The organism is Kribbella sp. NPDC058693 (assembly GCF_042715335.1).
Taxonomy (GTDB): Bacteria; Actinomycetota; Actinomycetes; order Propionibacteriales; family Kribbellaceae; genus Kribbella; species Kribbella jiaozuonensis.
The window spans coordinates 513,554-530,125 of sequence record NZ_JBHXSQ010000002.1; the positions used below are offsets into that span (position 1 = coordinate 513,554).

The following is a 16,572-nucleotide window of genomic DNA, read 5'->3' on the forward strand; positions in this document are numbered from 1 at the left end:
GACTCCCATGACTGACACCGCGACCGTCTACCAGCGCGGCAAGACCCCGATCTTCGCGTCCCGGATCGATCCGCGGCTGCACTACTGCCTCTACGTACCGCGCCGGCTGACCGGCGACGAGCGTGTGCCGCTGGTCGTGATCCAGCACGGTACGGCGCGGTCCGCGACCAACTACCGCGACCAGTCGGCGGACTTCGCCGAGGAGCACGGCGTCGTCGTACTGACGCCGATCTTCCCGGCCGGGCTGGTCGATCCGGCCGACCTGCACAACTTCAAGTTCATCGAGTACCAGGGGATCCGCTTCGACCGGATGCTGCTGGCGATCGTGGACGAGGTGGCGGAGCGGTTCCCGGTCGCGGCCGAGCGGTTCTACCTGCACGGCTTCTCCGGCGGCGGGCAGTTCGCCCACCGGTTCCTCTACCTGCATCCGGACCGCCTGGCCGCTGCTTCGATCGGCGCACCTGGCCGGATCACCCAACTCGACGACAGCCTGCCGTGGTGGCTCGGTACGAAGGGTTTCGAGGAGCGGTTCGGTCAGTCGATCGACTTCGACGCGCTCCGCCGGGTCCCGATCCAGCTCGTCGTCGGCTCCGAGGACGTCGAGACCTGGGAGATCATGAACCGCGGCGAGTCCAACTGGATGGACGGCGCCGAACTCACCGGCACCACCCGGATCGAACGTCTCCGCACCTTGGAGCAGAACTACCGCTCCCACGGCCTCGACATCACGTTCGACCTCGTCGACGGCGTCGCTCACTCCGGCCGCAGGATCCTCCCGACCGTCGAGCGGTTCTTCGCCACCCAGCTGAAGAACGCCATCGGCAACTGATCGACGGACAGTCCGCGGGTGTTCATCGGATTCTCCGGTGGCTGACCAGGGCCGCGGCGCCGAGGAGGAGCGGTACGGCGATGGCTACCGCCAGCGCGCCGCTGGTGTCGAGGTTCTGGCGTGGGGCGACGGTGACGTGTACCGCCGGGCCGGCGACGAGGGCGCCGTTCCGGGGGATGAGTACGACGTAGACCGCGAAGTGGCCCGGGTTGACGGCCTGGAACTCCCAGTCGAGCTGGGTCTCGCCGCCGGCCGGCACGGATTGGGTGACGTCCTGGGTCCAGTCCTCGAGGTCGACGTACACGCCGTCGAGGCTGACGACGTTGAGGTGCGCGATGGCCGCGCCGGGGCTGTTGACGACAGATTCGACGGTGAGGGTTTGGCCGAGCTGTGCGGTGAGTTCGTCGTGGTTCATGGTCACGGTGGGGTTCGCGAGCAGGACTGTCGCGAGCAGATTGAGGATGTTCATCGCGAGCCTGCTGTCAGTCGGACGAGTCGTGGGGCGAAGCCGATCAGAGCGGCGAGCACGACAATGGCGATCACCGTCGGCGCGACGAGGTAGCTGAGATCGTGCGTCCAGCTGCGGCGGTTGACGATGATCGGCGACATGTAGTGCAGAGCGGATCCGATCGGGTTGATCCGGGTCAGTGCCTGGCCGAAGCCGGTCTTCGGCAACGCCGGGAGCTGGGTCGGGGCGAACAGCACGAGGAGCAGGAGGAGGCCGCCGGCGAGGCTGGCCTTGTTCGAGTTGGACCAGGCGCTGAAGAGCAGGCCGATACCGCCGAGTCCGATCGCGACCAGTGTGCCGACGGTGAGGGCGAGAACGGTGGCCGACCCGGCGCCGCCGAGGACCCACAGGTAGGGGACTGTGACGATCAGGCAGGCGAGCCACATGGTCGACGCGGCGATAAGTTTGCCGAGCACGATCGCCCGCCGGGAGGCCGGGGTCAGGAGGAGGCTTTCCAGGGTTCCGCGTTCGCGTTCGCCGCTGATCGCGTCGGCGTTGACCACGACGGTGAGCAGGACCCCGACGGCCAGGGCGACCTGGACCGTGAGGTTCACCGCCTCCCGCCGTTCGAGGAAGTTCATCGCCCGGTTGGTCGCGGCCAGGTACGTCATCGCGCTGAGCAGCACGCTGAACCCGAACGCCAGGACCGGACCGCGTCCCCCGATCCAGAGGTCCCGGCTCTCGCGTTCGGCGACCACGTGCCAGGCCGTCATGACTGGCCCCCGTGGTCCTCGGTCAGCGCGAGGAACGTCGTACTCAGACTGCCCGTTCCGGCGACGACCTCGTCGATCGGACCGCTGGCGCGGAGCTGTCCGTGGTCGAGGATGATCACGGCGCTACAGACTTCCTCGACCTCGGTCAGCGTGTGCGTCGACAGCACCACAGTCGCCCCGCGCCTGCCCGCGATATCACTGATCGTCGCGAGGATCTCCCGTTGACCGGCCGGATCCAGGCCGAGTGTCGGTTCGTCGAGGAACACGACGACCGGATCGTTGACCAAGGCCCTGGCGATCCCCAGCCGTTGGCGCATCCCACGGCTGTACGTCGAGATCCGGCTGTTGCCGCGGTCCGCGAGACCGACCTCGCCCAGCAATCGCTCTGCCACCGTGCGTGCATCGGCGCGGTTCCGGCCGAAGAGTCGCGCGGCGTACTGCAGGTACTCCGAACCGGTCTGACGAGCGGGATAGCCGGCGCTCTCCGGCAGTACGCCGATCCGTTGCCGGATCCGATCCGGCCGATCGCCTGATTCGCCGGCGACCGTGAAGGTGCCCGAGCTGGGCTCGAGGATCGTCGTCAGCAGGCGGATCGTGGTCGTCTTCCCGGCGCCGTTCGGCCCGAGCAGGCCGATCACCTCGCCCGGCTCGGCGCTGAAGGCGAGCGCATCGACGGCGATGCGTGCGCCGTACCGCTTGGTGAGGTCGATCGCCTCGATGGCAGCCATGCACCGACCGTAGGTCCGCGAGGCTGAACCCTCGCTGAACCGCTGCATTCAGCCGGGATTCAGCCAGAATGAAGGAGGATCGCCTGGAGGTGGGTGATGCGGGCACTCGTAGTCGAGGACGAACCGCGGCTGGCGGCCGGGTTGCGCAGCGGCCTGGAGGCCGAGGGGTACGCGGTCGACGTCGCGCTGACCGGCACGGACGGGCTGTGGCTCGCCCGCGAGCATCCGTACGGTGTCGTGCTGCTGGACCTGATGCTGCCCGGGATCGACGGGCTGACGATCTGCCGGACGCTCCGCGCCGAGCAGGTCTGGACGCCGATCTTGATGCTGACGGCAAGGAACGCGGACACCGACCAGGTCCGTGCCCTCGACAACGGTGCCGACGACTACCTGACCAAACCGTTCTCGTACGCCGTACTGATCGCCCGGCTGCGAGCCTTGGTACGACGCGGCGCCGCCGAACGGCCGTGTGTCCTCGAGGCGGGAGAGCTGCGGCTGGATCCCGCGGCGAGGACGGCCTGGCTCGGTGCCGACGTACTGGCGCTGACCGCGCGCGAGTTGTCGTTGCTGGAGTTCCTGATCCGCCGACGTGGGCAGGTGGTGTCGAAGCGGACGATCCTCGCCGAGCTCTGGGACGACGACTTCGACGGCGACCCGAACATCGTCGAGGTGTACGTCCGCCGCCTGCGCCGGAAGCTCGGCGACGGCTCCATCACCACCCTGCGAGGATCGGGATACCGCCTCGAGGAGCAGCCGTGCGTGCGCGGGTGACAGTGGCCGCGGTCCTCGTGGTCGGTCTGGCCCTGGTCGGGGGTGCCTTGATACTCGTCGCGTTGCTCGGTTCTGTGCTCACAGATCAGGTCTGCCAAGACGCCCGCGACCGCGCGGCTCAACTGGCCGTGGCCGGTGGAGGCTCGTCGTCATCCACCCGCGAGATCGTCCAGGTGACAGATCGGTCCGGCCGCCTCGTGGGCGGCGGCACACCTCTGGCGTCGCCGGGTTCGCAGTGTGTCTCCGTCGAGCCGCCCGGCCACGGCGAAGACTTCGTGTTCGCGGCGGCGAAGGCCTCGAGCGGCGACGAGGTCGTGGTTGGCCGTCCGCTGGTGGACGTGCTCGACTCGACCCGGTTCGTCCGCCGCGTGCTGGTGATCGGCGTACCGCTGATGATGTTGGTCGTCGGCGCCGTGACCTGGGTCGTGACCGGTCGCATGCTCGCGCCCGTGACGGCGATCCGGCGCGAGGTCGACGAGATCTCCGCGACGGAGCTGCATCGTCGCGTCCCGGCCACTCGCCGGGACGAGATCGGCCGGCTCGGCGCCACCATGAACCGGATGCTCGACCGGCTCCAGACCACCCACGAGGCCCAGCAGCGCTTCGTCTCCGACGCGGCGCACGAGCTGCGGTCGCCGATCGCCACGATCCGCCAGCACGCCGAGGTCGCGGCAGCGCATCCCGAGCGAACAACGTCGGCGGAGCTCGCGGAAACGGTTCTGGCCGAAGACGTGCGTATGCAGCAGCTCGTCGACGACCTGCTTCTGCTGGCGAGCTCAGGCGAGCAGCCCGCTGTTCTGCCGCACACACCGGTCGATCTGGACGACCTGCTCATCACCGAGGCTCGTCGATTGCGCTCGGCGACCGGACTCGCGGTGGTGACGTCCGGCGTGTCGGGCGGCCAGGTCCTCGGTGACGAGTCGGCGCTGACCCGGATGATCCGCAACCTCACCGGCAACGCGGCCCGCCACGCCCGGTCCGAGATCAGGCTGGGCCTGGCCGAGGCCGGCGATACCGTCGTACTCACGGTCGCCGACGACGGACCGGGCATCCCGCTGTCCGAGCGGGACCGGGTGTTCGACCGGTTCGTCCGCCTGGACGGCGCTCGCGGTCGCGAAACCGGTGGAGTCGGTCTCGGCCTGGCCATCGTCACCGAAATCGTCCGACGCCACCGCGGCACTGTCACGATCGCCGGAACCTCGACCTTGACCGTCCGCCTGCCGAGCGCCGCGCCCTCGTAGTACTCCGTTGCTGACAGCAACAGTCTGGCGCTCGATGAGACCGCGCTGAGAGAGCCGTGTGTGGGCTGGGATCGCGAGCTAGCTTGGGGGAGTGCGCACCGGTCGGGGTGGATTCCGGTTGCTGGCGAGGTTGTTCGGCGTCAGTGCGATGGCTGGTGCGCTGGTCGCCGGGCTGGTGGTACCGCTAGCAGGGTTGACAGGGTTCGGCAGCGAGGAAGTGGTGGACTCGCTGCGCGGGTTGCCGCAGCAGCTGACTGCACAGCCGCCGGATGTGCGGACGCGGATCCTGGCCGACGACGGCAGTCTGATCGCGACCCTGTACGACGAGAACCGGGTTCCGGTCGGATTGGACAAGATCGCGCCGAGCATGCGGCAGGCGATCGTCGCGATCGAGGACTCACGGTTCTACCAGCACGGCGCGCTCGACCTGCAGGGCACGCTGCGGGCGATGATCCGCAACCACGCCGACGGCACGCAACAGGGCGGCTCGAGCATCACCCAGCAGTACGTGAAGCTCACCCTGCTGGAGAACGCCCGTACGCCGGCCGAGCAGCGCGCCGCGACCGCGCCGACGTACCAGCGCAAGCTGACCGAGCTCCGGTACGCGATCGCGGTAGAGCAGCAATTCTCCAAGGACGAGATCCTCGACAAATACCTGAATCTGGCGAACTTCGGTGACGGCACGTACGGCGTCCAGTCGGCCGCCCAGCACTACTTCGGCGTCAACGCCTCCCAACTCACCCTGCCCGAGGCGGCGATGCTGGCCGGCATCGTGAAGAACCCGACCGGCTACGACCCAGTGACCGATCCGGTGCAGGCCAAGGACCGTCGCGACACCGTGATCGCGCGGATGCTCCAGCTCGGCGTGATCTCGGTCGCCGAGGCAAACACGGCGATGCGGACACCGGTGGTCGACCTGTCCAAGGTCCGCACGGTGCCGAACGGCTGCGCCAACTCGCCGTACCCCTTCTACTGCGAGTACGTCGTCTCCAAGCTGCTGCAGAATCCGGCGCTCGGCGACACCGTCCAGGAGCGCGACCGCGACCTGAAGACCGGCGGCCTGACGATCCGGACCTCGCTGGACCCGCGGATCCAGGCGGCCGCGCAGCGTTCGGTCGACGAGCACACCAAGCCGACCGACAACACGATCGCCGCGATCACCGTGGTGCAGCCCGGGACCGGGCTGGTCGAGGCGATGGTGCAGAGCAAGCCGTACGGCGAGGGCCGGGACGAGACGGCGTACAACTACAACGTCGAGAAGTCCTACGCCGGCGGGTACGGCGGGTTCCAGAACGGCTCGACGATGAAGGCGTTCACGATCGCCGCCGCGATCCAGCAGGGCATCCCGATCGACTACAAGATCAATTCGCCCCAGCAGATCGACCTGAGCGGCGTCCGCTTCCGGACCTGCGACGGCTCCACCCGGGATCTCAACTACCAGCCGCAGAACTCGACCAGGAGCGGCGACTTCACCATGGTCGACGCGGCCCGATACTCGGTGAACACGTACTTCCTGCAACTGTCCGAGAAGACCGGACTGTGCGCACCCGCGACGATCGCAGCCAAGCTCGGGATGTACAACGCGCAGACGCTGAAGCCGCTGGACCAGGTGGTGTCGTTCACGCTCGGAGTCGGCTACGTGACTCCACTGATGCTCTCCGATGCGTACGCGACCTTCGCCGCCCGCGGTGTCTACTGCCAGCCGCTGCTGGTCACGTCCATCACCGATCAGGCCGGAAAGGCGATCGCGACGCCGGCCGAGTCCTGCAAGCAGGTTCTCCAACCGTGGGTCGCCGATGGTGTGAACCGGGTGCTGAGCGCGGTCATGCAGCCGGGCGGCACCGGCGGCAACCTGTCCTTCGGCAACTGGGACCTGGCCGGCAAGACCGGCACCATCAACAACAACCTCGCCGTCTGGTTCTCCGGTTACACCCCGAACCTCGCCGCGGCGGCCGTGGTCGCCGACGCGACCCCGCCGTACACGAACCTGATGTTCGGCCACCAACTGAACGGCCAGGACATCGCCGACCCGACGGGCTCCGGTACGGCGGGACCGCTATGGGAGTCCGCCATGCGCGAGGCCTTGCAGGGGTTGCCCGTCGAGCGCTTCGTCGCCCCACCCAGCCGGGTCCTCGGCAGCCTGCCGGGCTGACGCGGTCAGGCGTGCGTCTTCACTCATCCGGGATCAGCACGCGGAATGCCGTGGGGGAGGAGGACGCGAGGACGAGACGGCTCCCGCAGGCTTCGGCAAGGTTGCGGGCCAGAGCAAGACCGATGCCGGCTCCGCGATCGGTCGGCCCGCGGGTGCCGCGGGCGAAGATGTCCGCGGGGTCGGCGGGCATCGTGCCTTCGTCTTCGACGTCGATTGCGGTTGTGTCGAGTACGTCGTGGGCGGTGACCCGGACAGTGCCGCGGCCGTGGGTCCGGGCGTTGTCGAGGAGGACGTCGAGGATCTGGCGGCAGTTGGCGAGGGGGAGGAACCGGCGACCGACCGGATCCTCCACGCTGAATACGATCCGTCGACCTCGCTCGGCGAGCATGCCGTGCCAGCGGTGTTCGATCTCGGCGAAGAGCGCGTCCAGCGTGCCGAGCGGGCCGCGGGGTCCTTCGGCCGGCAGCCGGGACAGGTCGAGGACGTCCTGGACGGTGCGCTGCAGCTCGCCGGTCTGCAGAAACGCTTCGTCGACGGCGACCCGAGGATCAGCGGCTGGGTCGGTCTGCGCTGCCTCCAAGGTCAGACGCAGGCCCGCCAGCGGCGTACGGAGTTGATGCGCGGCGTCCGCCGCGAAGTTCCGGGCGTGATCCAGCACGTGAGAGAGGCGTTCGACCATGGTGTTCTGTGCGTTGGCCAGCGCGTCGACCTCCGCGATCCCGCTCGGCTCGGCCCGCGCGGACAGGTCGCCCGCCGCGACCCGGTCCGCGGTCCGGGCCAACGACTCGAGCGGGGCACTCAAACGCTTCGCCTGCCAGGTCGCGACGGCGACGCCGATCGCGAGGGCCACGAGCGCACCCCCGAGTACGGCCAGCCAGGCGAGTAGCACCCTGGCCCAGACGGCGTTGATCGGTGACGAGGCCCGGACCACGCCGATGACCCGTTCCGACGATGCGACCGGTACGGCGACGACCAAGGAGCTACCCGACTCGGCCTGGACCACCTTCCCGGCCAGCCCGGCCCGTGTCGGATCGTCGGCCACCTGGGGACCGGTGCCTGCGCGCAACCTGAGCGAACTGTCGTAGACGGCCAGCTGCCCGTCGGTGCTCGGGGCCGGAAGCTCGACCGGGTCGTTGCCGGTGAAGTCCGGCCCGACCTGGATGGCGGCGGCCAACGCTGCGCGTTCGAGCTCGGTGCGTTCGTCGGAGAAAAACGAGATGCGGATGCCGATCGCCAACGGCACGGCCACGAGGATCAGTGAGACAAGTGCCGCCGCAAGGGCGACCCTGCTGACACGACGCCGCATAGAGCCATCATGACGGCAGATCAGGTGTGCTGCGCGAAGGTTTTGCCGTCCTCTAACCTCCGCCGGGCCGGCCGCTTACCCGGCCGTTCCTAGCGTCGACTCAATGAAGAACTGGCCCGTACTCACCATCGCCCTGACCACCGTGGCCCTGCTCTCGGCCTGTAGCGGAGGCGGCTCGTCCGGCTCGGCTGCGAGTCCGACAGAGACCTCTGACGCGCCGTCCGCCACCGCGACCTCTGCGCCCTCGTCGAAGCCGGCGACGACCCAGCCGCCCAAGCCGGTCGAGACGGAGTCGAACCCGCCGGGCGACATCCCCGACAACCAGGCGTTCTTCACCTTCCGGGGATCGACCTTCACCGTGAAGGTTCCGGAGGGCTGGGCGCGCAGCGTGTCCGGTACGACGACCTCGTTCACCGACAAGCTGAACCGGATCGAGGTGATGCCGTCGACCGCGGCCGCCGCACCGACGGCGCAATCCGCGACGACCACGGTGGTCCCGACGCTCCGCAGTACCGTCCCGCGGTTCGCCCTGGGCAAGATCAGCGAGATCACCCGGCCGGCGGGCAAGGTCGTGCTGATCACCTATCAGGGCGACTCGGCCCAGGATCCGGTCACCGGCAAGGTGATCCGGGACGCCTTCGAGCGCTATCTGTTCTCCCAAGGCGGCAAGCAGCTGGCGCTGACGCTGGTCGGTCCGGTGAACGCGGACAACGTCGACCCGTGGAAGATCGTCTCCGACTCCGTCCGGTGGCTCTGATGGCCGACGACGTGCTGTGGTGCCGCGACCTGTACCGCTTCTATCGATCCGGTGACGAAGAGACGCTGGCGCTGCGCGGGGTCAGCCTGAGCGTCGCCCGCGGCGAGGTCGTGGCCGTGGTCGGTCCGTCCGGCTCGGGCAAGTCGACGCTGCTGGCCTGTTTGGCGGGTCTGGACGAGCCCGACGGTGGTGCCGTGACGCTGTCCGGGGAACGCATCAGCCATCGACCCGAGGCGGAGCGGGCGAGGATCCGGAGCCGGCGACTCGGCGTGGTCCTGCAGTCCGGGAACCTGATCACCCACCTGTCCGTGAGCGCCAACATCCGACTGGTTCAGAAGGGTGCAGAGCTGCTGACACCCGATCAGTTGCTCGATCAGGTCGGTCTACGCGCTCGGGCATCGGCCCTGCCGCGGGAGCTGTCCGGCGGCGAGCTCGCCCGCGCCGGTCTTGCGGTGGCCCTGAGCAACAATCCGGACATCCTGCTGGCGGACGAGCCGACCGGCGAGCTCGACGGTCAGACCGAGCAGCTCGTGCTGGACCTGATCCGCGCTCGGGCGTACGACGGACGCGGCGTACTGCTCGTCACACACAGCGCCGCGGTGACCGAGATCGCCGATCGCGTGATCGCGTTGTCCGACGGGAGGATCGCCGCATGACGCTGGTTCGATGCGCGAATGCGTCGCGGACATTCGGACGAGGCGACCAGGCGGTCGTGGCGGTCCACGGGTGCACCTGCGAGGTCGAGGACGGGGCGCGGGTGGCGGTCACCGGGTCGTCAGGGTCGGGCAAGTCGACGCTGCTGCACCTGATGGCGGGGCTCGAGCTGCCGACCGGGGGAGCTGTTACCTGGCCGGATCTCGGTGACAGTCCGGTCGAGCGCTCGCGTGACATCGCCGTCGTGTTCCAGGGCCCAAGTCTGCTCCCGGCGCTGACCGTGGCGGAGAACGTCGCGCTCGCCGCCGTACTGACCGGGACCGACGAGGCCGAGGCCGGCGAGCGCGCGGTCGTCGCGATGGAGTCCGTCGGCGTCGCTGCGTTGGCTGATCAGCTTGCGGACACGCTGTCCGGCGGGCAGTCGCAACGAGTGGCGATCGCTCGGGCATTGGCTCTGCGGCCGCGGCTGCTGCTCGCCGACGAGCCGACCGGTCAGCTCGATGCCGAGACCGGTGGGCACGTTCTCGACGTGCTGATCGCTGCGGCGGAAGAGACCGGCGCGGCCCTGGTCGTGACGACGCACGATGCGGCGGTTGCCCGGCGGCTCGGCGAGCACTGGCAGATGAACGACGGACGTCTCGTCGTACCGACTCGGGAAGGTGTCGCCTGATGGCACTGTGGTTGCGTGGCTTGATCCGATGGCGGGCCTGGCGGCTGCTGGCCACGGCTGCGGGGGTCGGACTGTCCGTGGCGCTGATCGCCGCGATCGGCGCGTTTCTCACCGCGTCGAAGGCGAGTATGACCAGCCGTGCCGTGGCAACGGTCGCCGTCGACTGGCAGATCGGGGTGCAGCCGGGAGGCGATCCGGGCGCCGCGCTGACTGCCGCCCAGCAGACGCCGGGGATCGCGACCGCGGTACCTGTCGAGTTCGGTCGTACGACGGGGTTCACGGCGACGATCGCGGGATCGACGCAGACCACCGGGCCGGGCGTCGTACTGGGGATTCCAACGAACTATCGCTCGTCGTTCCCGGGCGAGGTCCGGCAGCTGACCGGGCAGTCGGAGGGTGTACTGCTCGCTCAACAGACCGCTGCGAACCTGCACGCCTCGCCGGGGGACACCATCTCGGTCGGTCGGCCCGGTCTGCCGCCCGTGCAGGTCAAGGTCGACGGGGTGATCGACCTGCCGCAAGCCGATTCGCTGTTCCAGAAGGTCGGCGCGCCACCGCAGTCGCAGCCGTCCGCTCCGCCGGACAACGTGCTGCTGCTTCCCGCCGATCGGTTCAGCCAACTGATGGGACCGATCGCCAACGTCGATCCGCAGGCCCTCACCACGCAGATCCACGCGAAACGCAACGCGATCCTGCCGCCCGACCCGGCCTCGGCGTACGCGGCGGTTGTTGGTGCGGCCCACAATCTGGAGGCGGCGTCGGCCGGGTCGGCCGTGGTCGGGAACAACCTTGCGGCCGCGCTCGACGCGGCCCGGAGCGATGCGGCGTACGCGCAGATCCTGTTCCTGTGCCTGGGGCTGCCGGGGGCGGTGCTTGCTGCGTTGCTGACGGCCGCGGTCGCGGGATCGGGCGCCGTACGGCGTCGGCGCGAGCAGGCGCTGTTGCGCGTGCGGGGATTCGGGATCCGGCGGGTGGTCGGACTGACCGCGCTGGAGGCGGCGCTGGTCGGTGTCTTGGGCGGTGTGCTTGGAGTGGTTGCCGCGGGCATCGTCGGGCGGGCCGCGTTCGGGAACGCTTCGTTCGGCGGCGGGACCCGGGGGACGCTGATCTGGTTCGGGATCGCGTTCGTCGTCGGACTCGTGATCGCTGGGCTGACGGTGCTGCTGCCGGCGGTGCGGGATCTGCGGAGCAGCAGCGTTGTCGCGGCACGGCGGCAGGTGGAGCGGGTGCGGAGCCCGTTGTGGATGCGGCTCGGGCTCGATGTGATCTGCCTGGCTGTTTCGCTGCTGGTGTTCCGTGCGTCGAGTAGCAACAACTACTCGTTGGTGCTGGCGCCCGAGGGCGTGCCGACGATCTCGGTGTCGTACTGGGCGTTCTTCGGCCCGGCGCTGCTGTGGATCGGCGGGGCATTGTTGCTCTGGCGGCTCACCGCGCTGGCGTTGGCACACGGACGCGGCGTACTCACGGTGTTGGTCCGGCCAATGACCGGCCGGTTGGCGCGGACCACGGCGGCGAGCATGTCGCGGCAGCGTACGCCGCTGGTGCGTTCCGTCGTACTGCTTGCGCTGGCGATCTCGTTCGCGGCGTCCACGGCGACGTTCAACGCGACGTACCGGCAGCAGGCCGAGGTGGATGCGTTGTTGTCCAACGGTGCGGATGTGACCGTGACGGAGTCGCCCGGCGTGATCGTCGGCCCGGCTGCGGGCGGTGCGCTGGCCGCCGTACCGGGCGTTCGGCGGGTCGAGCCGTTGCAACACCGTCTGGCGTACGTCGGCTCCGACCTGCAGGACTTCTACGGCGTGCGGCCCGGCACGATCGCCGACGCCACCGCGTTGCAGGACGCGTACTTCGTCGGCGGTACGGCGCACGGCCTGATGGCGAAGCTGGCGAGTCAGCCTGACTCGATCCTCGTCAGCGACGAAACCGTGAAGGACTTCCAGCTCGCGCCCGGTGATCTGATTCGCCTGCGGCTCCAGGACAGCCGGACGAAGACCTTCCGGACGGTCCCGTTCCACTACGCGGGCATCGTGAAGGAGTTTCCGACGGCACCACGCGACAGCTTCTTCGTCGCGAACGCGGACTACGTCACCAAGGCGACCGGCAGCGATGCGATCGGTGCATTCCTGCTGGACACCGGCGGCAGGAACCAGCCGGCCGTCGCAGCTGCGGTCCGGAAGCAGCTGGGGGATTCCGCGAAGGTCACTGATCTGACCCAGAGCAGGTCGCAGGTCGGATCAAGCCTGACCTCGGTCGACCTGGCCGGCCTGACCCGGTTCGAGCTCGCCTTCGCCGTACTGATCGCAGCCGGCGCCGGCGGTCTGGTGCTGGCGCTCGGCCTCGCCGAACGTCGCCGTACCTTTGCGATCGCCGCGGTACTCGGGGCCCGGCGTGGGCAACTGCGCGGGCTGGTGCTGAGCGAGGCGCTGGCGGTCACACTTGGCGGGGTGATCGGCGGTGCGGTCGTGGCGTGGGCGCTGGGAGCGATGCTGATCAAGGTGCTGACCGGCGTGTTCGATCCACCGCCGTCCACGGCGGCGGTGCCTTGGTCCTACCTGGCAGCAACCTTGATCGTTGCCGTCGCCGCCATCGCAGTCGGAGCCCTTGCCAGCGCACAAGGTTCGACCCGACCGGCTGTCGAGGAGTTGCGGCAGTTGTGACTCAGCCGGCTCTCAGTTGGGCGCGCCTACCGTCGCAGGCGTGAAGGCCGGGCGAACCGTGGTTGTGGTCGAGGACGACGAGGCCATCGGCCGGCTGCTCGACCGCGCGCTCACCAGCAACGGCTATCAGACGTTCTGGTCGCGCACCGGGCGGGCCGGCCTGGCACTCGCGCGCCGGGAGCAGGCCGAGGTTGTCCTCCTGGACCTCGGCCTGCCCGACGCCGACGGCGTCGATCTCGCCCGGCGCCTTCGGTCGGACCTGCCGAGCCTGTTGCTGGTGATGCTGACGGCGAGGGGCGAGGAGATCGACATCGTGTCCGGCCTCGACGCCGGGGCCGACGACTACCTCGTCAAACCGTTCAGCCTCACCGTGCTGCTGGCTCGGCTGCGGGCGCACCTGCGCAGCCGGCCGGCTCCTCAGCACGACGGTCCAGTGGTGATCGCCGACCTCACCGTCGACACCGCAGCGCGACGGTGCAGGCTCGGAACGGGCGAGCTCGTACTCCGGCCGAAGGAGTACGAGCTGCTGGAAACCCTTGCCCTCAACGCGGGTACGGCGGTGTCGCGCGAAGACCTGATGGCCACCGTCTGGGACGAGAACTGGTTCGGATCGACGAAGACGCTCGACGTGACGATCGCCTCACTCCGCCGCCAACTCGAGGCGGCCGCGACCCGCACCGGCACACCACCGGAGCGTGTTCCGAGCGTCGTGACACTCCGCGGCCATGGGTACCGCCTGGATCCGCCGGTCGTCGACTGAGTCTGCTCAGCTGCCTCTCAGCAGCTGATTCCTAGGGTCGAACGACATCCCTACTTTGGATCCGGAGCCGTACCGATGAATCCGTTGGACCCGAACAGCCTCCTGACCCATCTCGGTCCACTCGCCGTGTTGCTGGTGACGTTCGCCGAGACCGGTCTGCTGATCGGCATCGTGCTGCCCGGAGACTCGCTGCTGTTCACCGCCGGCCTGCTCACGACCACCGCCGTACACCTGTCGCTGACGTGGACACTCGTCCTGGCGCCGATCGGCGCCTTGGCCGGAGCGCAGGTCGGGTACCTGATCGGGCGGCGGGCCGGGCCGTCGCTCGTGGATCGCCCGGACCGGCCGCGGCTGTCCCAGGCCGCTGCCCGGGCTCGGCATCAGCTCGAGAAGTACGGCGTGGGCCGCGCGGTGGTCCTTGCCCGGTTCATCCCCGCCGTGCGGACCGTGATGAACCCGCTGGCCGGCGCGCTGCGGGTCGACGCGAAGGTCTTCACCCGCTGGCAGATCGTCGGCGCCGTCGTCTGGACGATCGGTCTCGTGCTGGCCGGTCAAGCCCTCGGCAGCAGGATCCCGAACATCGACAAGTACCTGCTCCCGATCATCGCGCTGATCGTCGTGATCTCACTGATCCCGATCGGAATCGAACTACTCAAGCACCGCCGTCGCGCCGCCTGACGGCCTGATCACGTGTACTTCAGGACCGGGTTCAGCCGCCGTCGGAGTCGATGCGGTAGCCGAGGCCGCGGACGGTCTCGATGGCGTGGCGGTCGAACGGGGCGTCGAGCTTGAGGCGTAGATACCGGATGTAGACCTCGACGACGTTGGGGTCACCGTCGAAGGCCGGATCCCAGACGTTCTCGAGGATCTCGGTCTTGCTGACGGTCTCGCCGCGGTGGCGCATCAGGTAGGCGAGGAGGCCGTACTCGCGGCGGGTGAGGGTGACTTCCTGGCCCATGCGTTCGACCCGGCGGCGGACAGGGTCGAGGGTGAGGTCGCCGGCGGTCAGGACGACCGGGCGTTCGGGGGCGCCGCGGCGGATCAGCGCGCGGAGGCGGGCGACGAGGATCAAGAAGCTGAAGGGCTTGGTGAGGTAGTCGTCGGCACCGAGGTCGAACGCGTCGGTCTGGTCGTACTCGCCGTCCTTCGCGGTCAGCATCAGGACAGGGGTCCAGACACCGCGTTCGCGGATCTGCTCGAGGACTTTGTAGCCGTTGAGCTTGGGCAACATGATGTCGAGCACGATCACGTCGTACGCGTGCTCGGTCGCGGCCCAGACCGCGTCCTCGCCGTTGTGGACCACCTCGACGACGAAGCCGTCCTCGGTCAGACCGTGACGCACGGTCTCGGCCAGGGGGATCTCGTCCTCGACAATCAGTACCCGCATGTTCCCAGTGTCCGATCCTCTGGCTGAGAGCAACCTGAGACGACACTCACGGCAACGGAAGCGTGACGGTCGCGGTGGTGCCGCCGGCGGGCGCCGCGGTCAGGGTGACCGTGCCGTCGTGTGCCTTGATGATCTCCTCGACGATGGACAGGCCGAGGCCGGAGCCGCCGCTGGAGCGGGCCCGGCTGGCATCGAGGCGGACGAAGCGCTCGAACACGCGGCGGCGGTCGGCCTCCGGGATGCCGTCGCCGTCGTCCTCGATCGTGAGCACTGCCCGACCGTCCTGCTCGGTGGTGCTGAGCCGCACAGTCGTGTGCGCGGCGAGAGCGGCGTTCTCGACCAGGTTGCGGATCAGCTGGCTGAGCCGGAGCGGGTCGCCGTGGACGCGGACCGGATGGACGTCGGCCAGCACCTTGAGTCGGTCGTTGCTGCGCAGTCGCAGTACTTCGGTGTCGACCAGGTCGTCCAGATCGACCTCGGCCCGCTGCATCGGCAGGGCTGCATCGTCGGCCTTGGCGAGGAGTAGCAGGTTCTCCACCAGTCGCCGCATCCGCTCGGCCTCGCCACGCATCAACCGATGCAGGTCCTCCCACGCCTGGCCGCGCGCGGACGGCGCGATCACGTCCAGACCCGCGGCGACCGTCGACAGCGGGGACCTGAGCTCGTGACTCGCATCCGCGACGAACCGCCGCTGAGTGGCCTGGCCCGCCTGCAGACGGTCGAGCATCTCGTTCATGGTGGCGGCCAGCCGGGCGATCTCGTCGTCGGTCGGCGGGACCGGGACCCGCTCGGTCAGATCGCTCGACTCGATGCCCTGCACCCGCCTGCGGATCCGCTCGACCGGTCCGAGGGCCCGTCCGGTCAGCATCCAGCTCGCCGCACCGACCACCAACAGGAGCACGGGGAAGCCGACCGCGAGGTACTTCGTCACCGTGGCCACCGTGTCGCGCTGGGTCTGGATCGACGACGCGACGACGACGGTGTATGTCTGGCCGCCGTACTCGACGCCGCGTGCAACGACCAGATAGTCGTGATCGTCGTCGAGCAGCGGCATCTCGCCGACCTCGGCGCGCTGGATCGTGTCAGCGGCGGGCCGCAGCTGGGTCAGCGCCGTCGTCTCCGCCCGCGCCGACGATGCCGCGACGATTCGCCCGGAGGAATCCAGGACCTGGATGATCTGGGTCGCCCGCGTGGTTTTGGCCAGGTCCGTACTGAGTGCGGTGACGCCCTCTTCTGCGACCTGACTGGAAACGTCCGCGGCCCGCCCGTCCGCCGCATCGGACACCGTCGTGATCAGCGCCCGCTGCAGCAGAAGGAGGAGGACGGCGGCGCCCAACGCCATCGCGATCGCCACGACGACCACCGCGGCAGCCGTCGACCTGCTCCGCACGCTGGCGCGGCGCAGTCGTGAGATGGCGTTGCGTATCGGGGACAAGTCG

General features: G+C 69.1%; 16 protein-coding genes. 10 read left to right on the forward strand and 6 right to left on the reverse strand.

What is annotated here, in order from left to right; genetic code table 11:
• Positions 1-7: 7 nt before the first annotated feature.
• Positions 8-829 carry an alpha/beta hydrolase gene (locus ACFWUU_RS12070; protein WP_380175027.1) on the forward strand — a complete coding sequence of 274 codons (822 nt, stop codon included), beginning with the start codon at positions 8-10 and terminating at the stop codon, positions 827-829.
• Positions 830-851: 22 nt separating this feature from the next.
• Here ACFWUU_RS12070 and ACFWUU_RS12075 read toward each other — a convergent pair whose 3' ends face one another.
• The 3 genes from ACFWUU_RS12075 to ACFWUU_RS12085 are packed head-to-tail and all read right to left on the reverse strand — an operon-like array spanning position 852 to position 2,778.
• Positions 852-1,298 carry a hypothetical protein gene (locus ACFWUU_RS12075; protein WP_380175029.1) on the reverse strand — a complete coding sequence of 149 codons (447 nt, stop codon included), beginning with the start codon at positions 1,296-1,298 and terminating at the stop codon, positions 852-854.
• Positions 1,295-2,050 carry an ABC transporter permease gene (locus tag ACFWUU_RS12080; RefSeq protein ID WP_380175031.1) on the reverse strand — a complete coding sequence of 252 codons (756 nt, stop codon included), beginning with the start codon at positions 2,048-2,050 and terminating at the stop codon, positions 1,295-1,297. Before ACFWUU_RS12080 ends, ACFWUU_RS12075 begins: the two co-directional genes overlap by 4 nt.
• The gene (locus tag ACFWUU_RS12085; RefSeq protein WP_380175032.1) at positions 2,047-2,778 is read right to left on the reverse strand and encodes an ABC transporter ATP-binding protein; all 732 of its coding nucleotides are present in this window, start codon (positions 2,776-2,778) and stop codon (positions 2,047-2,049) included. The genes ACFWUU_RS12080 and ACFWUU_RS12085 overlap by 4 nt, the downstream gene beginning before the upstream one ends.
• Positions 2,779-2,874: 96 nt before the next feature.
• On the opposite strand from ACFWUU_RS12085, the gene ACFWUU_RS12090 reads away from it, so the two are divergent.
• The 3 genes from ACFWUU_RS12090 to ACFWUU_RS12100 all read left to right on the forward strand — a co-directional run bounded on the left by ACFWUU_RS12090 (position 2,875) and on the right by ACFWUU_RS12100 (position 6,942).
• Entirely contained in the window at positions 2,875-3,549 is a 675-nt protein-coding gene (locus ACFWUU_RS12090) for a response regulator transcription factor (protein WP_380175033.1), read from the forward strand.
• The gene (locus ACFWUU_RS12095) at positions 3,534-4,790 is read left to right on the forward strand and encodes a sensor histidine kinase (protein ID WP_380175034.1); all 1,257 of its coding nucleotides are present in this window, start codon (positions 3,534-3,536) and stop codon (positions 4,788-4,790) included. Before ACFWUU_RS12090 ends, ACFWUU_RS12095 begins: the two co-directional genes overlap by 16 nt.
• A gap of 91 nt (positions 4,791-4,881) precedes the next feature.
• Complete coding sequence (locus ACFWUU_RS12100; protein WP_380175036.1) at positions 4,882-6,942, forward strand: transglycosylase domain-containing protein; 2,061 nt, start codon at positions 4,882-4,884, stop codon at positions 6,940-6,942.
• A gap of 19 nt (positions 6,943-6,961) precedes the next feature.
• On the opposite strand, the gene ACFWUU_RS12105 is transcribed toward ACFWUU_RS12100, so the two are convergent.
• Positions 6,962-8,248 carry a histidine kinase dimerization/phospho-acceptor domain-containing protein gene (locus tag ACFWUU_RS12105; RefSeq protein WP_380175038.1) on the reverse strand — a complete coding sequence of 429 codons (1,287 nt, stop codon included), beginning with the start codon at positions 8,246-8,248 and terminating at the stop codon, positions 6,962-6,964.
• A gap of 103 nt (positions 8,249-8,351) precedes the next feature.
• Between ACFWUU_RS12105 and ACFWUU_RS12110 the strand changes: the two genes are divergently transcribed.
• From ACFWUU_RS12110 to ACFWUU_RS12135, 6 genes are all read left to right on the forward strand, one after another.
• Positions 8,352-9,005: a hypothetical protein gene (locus tag ACFWUU_RS12110; protein ID WP_380175040.1), complete on the forward strand. Its 654-nt coding sequence runs from the start codon at positions 8,352-8,354 to the stop codon at positions 9,003-9,005.
• Positions 8,969-9,661, forward strand: coding sequence for an ABC transporter ATP-binding protein (locus ACFWUU_RS12115; protein WP_380175042.1), 693 nt, complete (start codon positions 8,969-8,971; stop codon positions 9,659-9,661). The genes ACFWUU_RS12110 and ACFWUU_RS12115 overlap by 37 nt, the downstream gene beginning before the upstream one ends.
• Positions 9,658-10,329, forward strand: coding sequence for an ABC transporter ATP-binding protein (locus ACFWUU_RS12120; RefSeq protein WP_380175044.1), 672 nt, complete (start codon positions 9,658-9,660; stop codon positions 10,327-10,329). Before ACFWUU_RS12115 ends, ACFWUU_RS12120 begins: the two co-directional genes overlap by 4 nt.
• Positions 10,329-12,986 carry an ABC transporter permease gene (locus ACFWUU_RS12125; RefSeq protein WP_380175046.1) on the forward strand — a complete coding sequence of 886 codons (2,658 nt, stop codon included), beginning with the start codon at positions 10,329-10,331 and terminating at the stop codon, positions 12,984-12,986. Before ACFWUU_RS12120 ends, ACFWUU_RS12125 begins: the two co-directional genes overlap by 1 nt.
• A gap of 40 nt (positions 12,987-13,026) precedes the next feature.
• Positions 13,027-13,746: a response regulator transcription factor gene (locus tag ACFWUU_RS12130; RefSeq protein WP_380175049.1), complete on the forward strand. Its 720-nt coding sequence runs from the start codon at positions 13,027-13,029 to the stop codon at positions 13,744-13,746.
• Between the two features lie 75 nt (positions 13,747-13,821).
• The gene (locus ACFWUU_RS12135; protein ID WP_380175052.1) at positions 13,822-14,424 is read left to right on the forward strand and encodes a DedA family protein; all 603 of its coding nucleotides are present in this window, start codon (positions 13,822-13,824) and stop codon (positions 14,422-14,424) included.
• A 31-nt stretch (positions 14,425-14,455) separates the two neighbouring features.
• On the opposite strand, the gene ACFWUU_RS12140 is transcribed toward ACFWUU_RS12135, so the two are convergent.
• Complete coding sequence (locus ACFWUU_RS12140; protein WP_137257112.1) at positions 14,456-15,133, reverse strand: response regulator transcription factor; 678 nt, start codon at positions 15,131-15,133, stop codon at positions 14,456-14,458.
• Positions 15,134-15,179: 46 nt separating this feature from the next.
• Positions 15,180-16,568: an ATP-binding protein gene (locus ACFWUU_RS12145; RefSeq protein ID WP_380175054.1), complete on the reverse strand. Its 1,389-nt coding sequence runs from the start codon at positions 16,566-16,568 to the stop codon at positions 15,180-15,182.
• Positions 16,569-16,572: the final 4 nt, after the last annotated feature.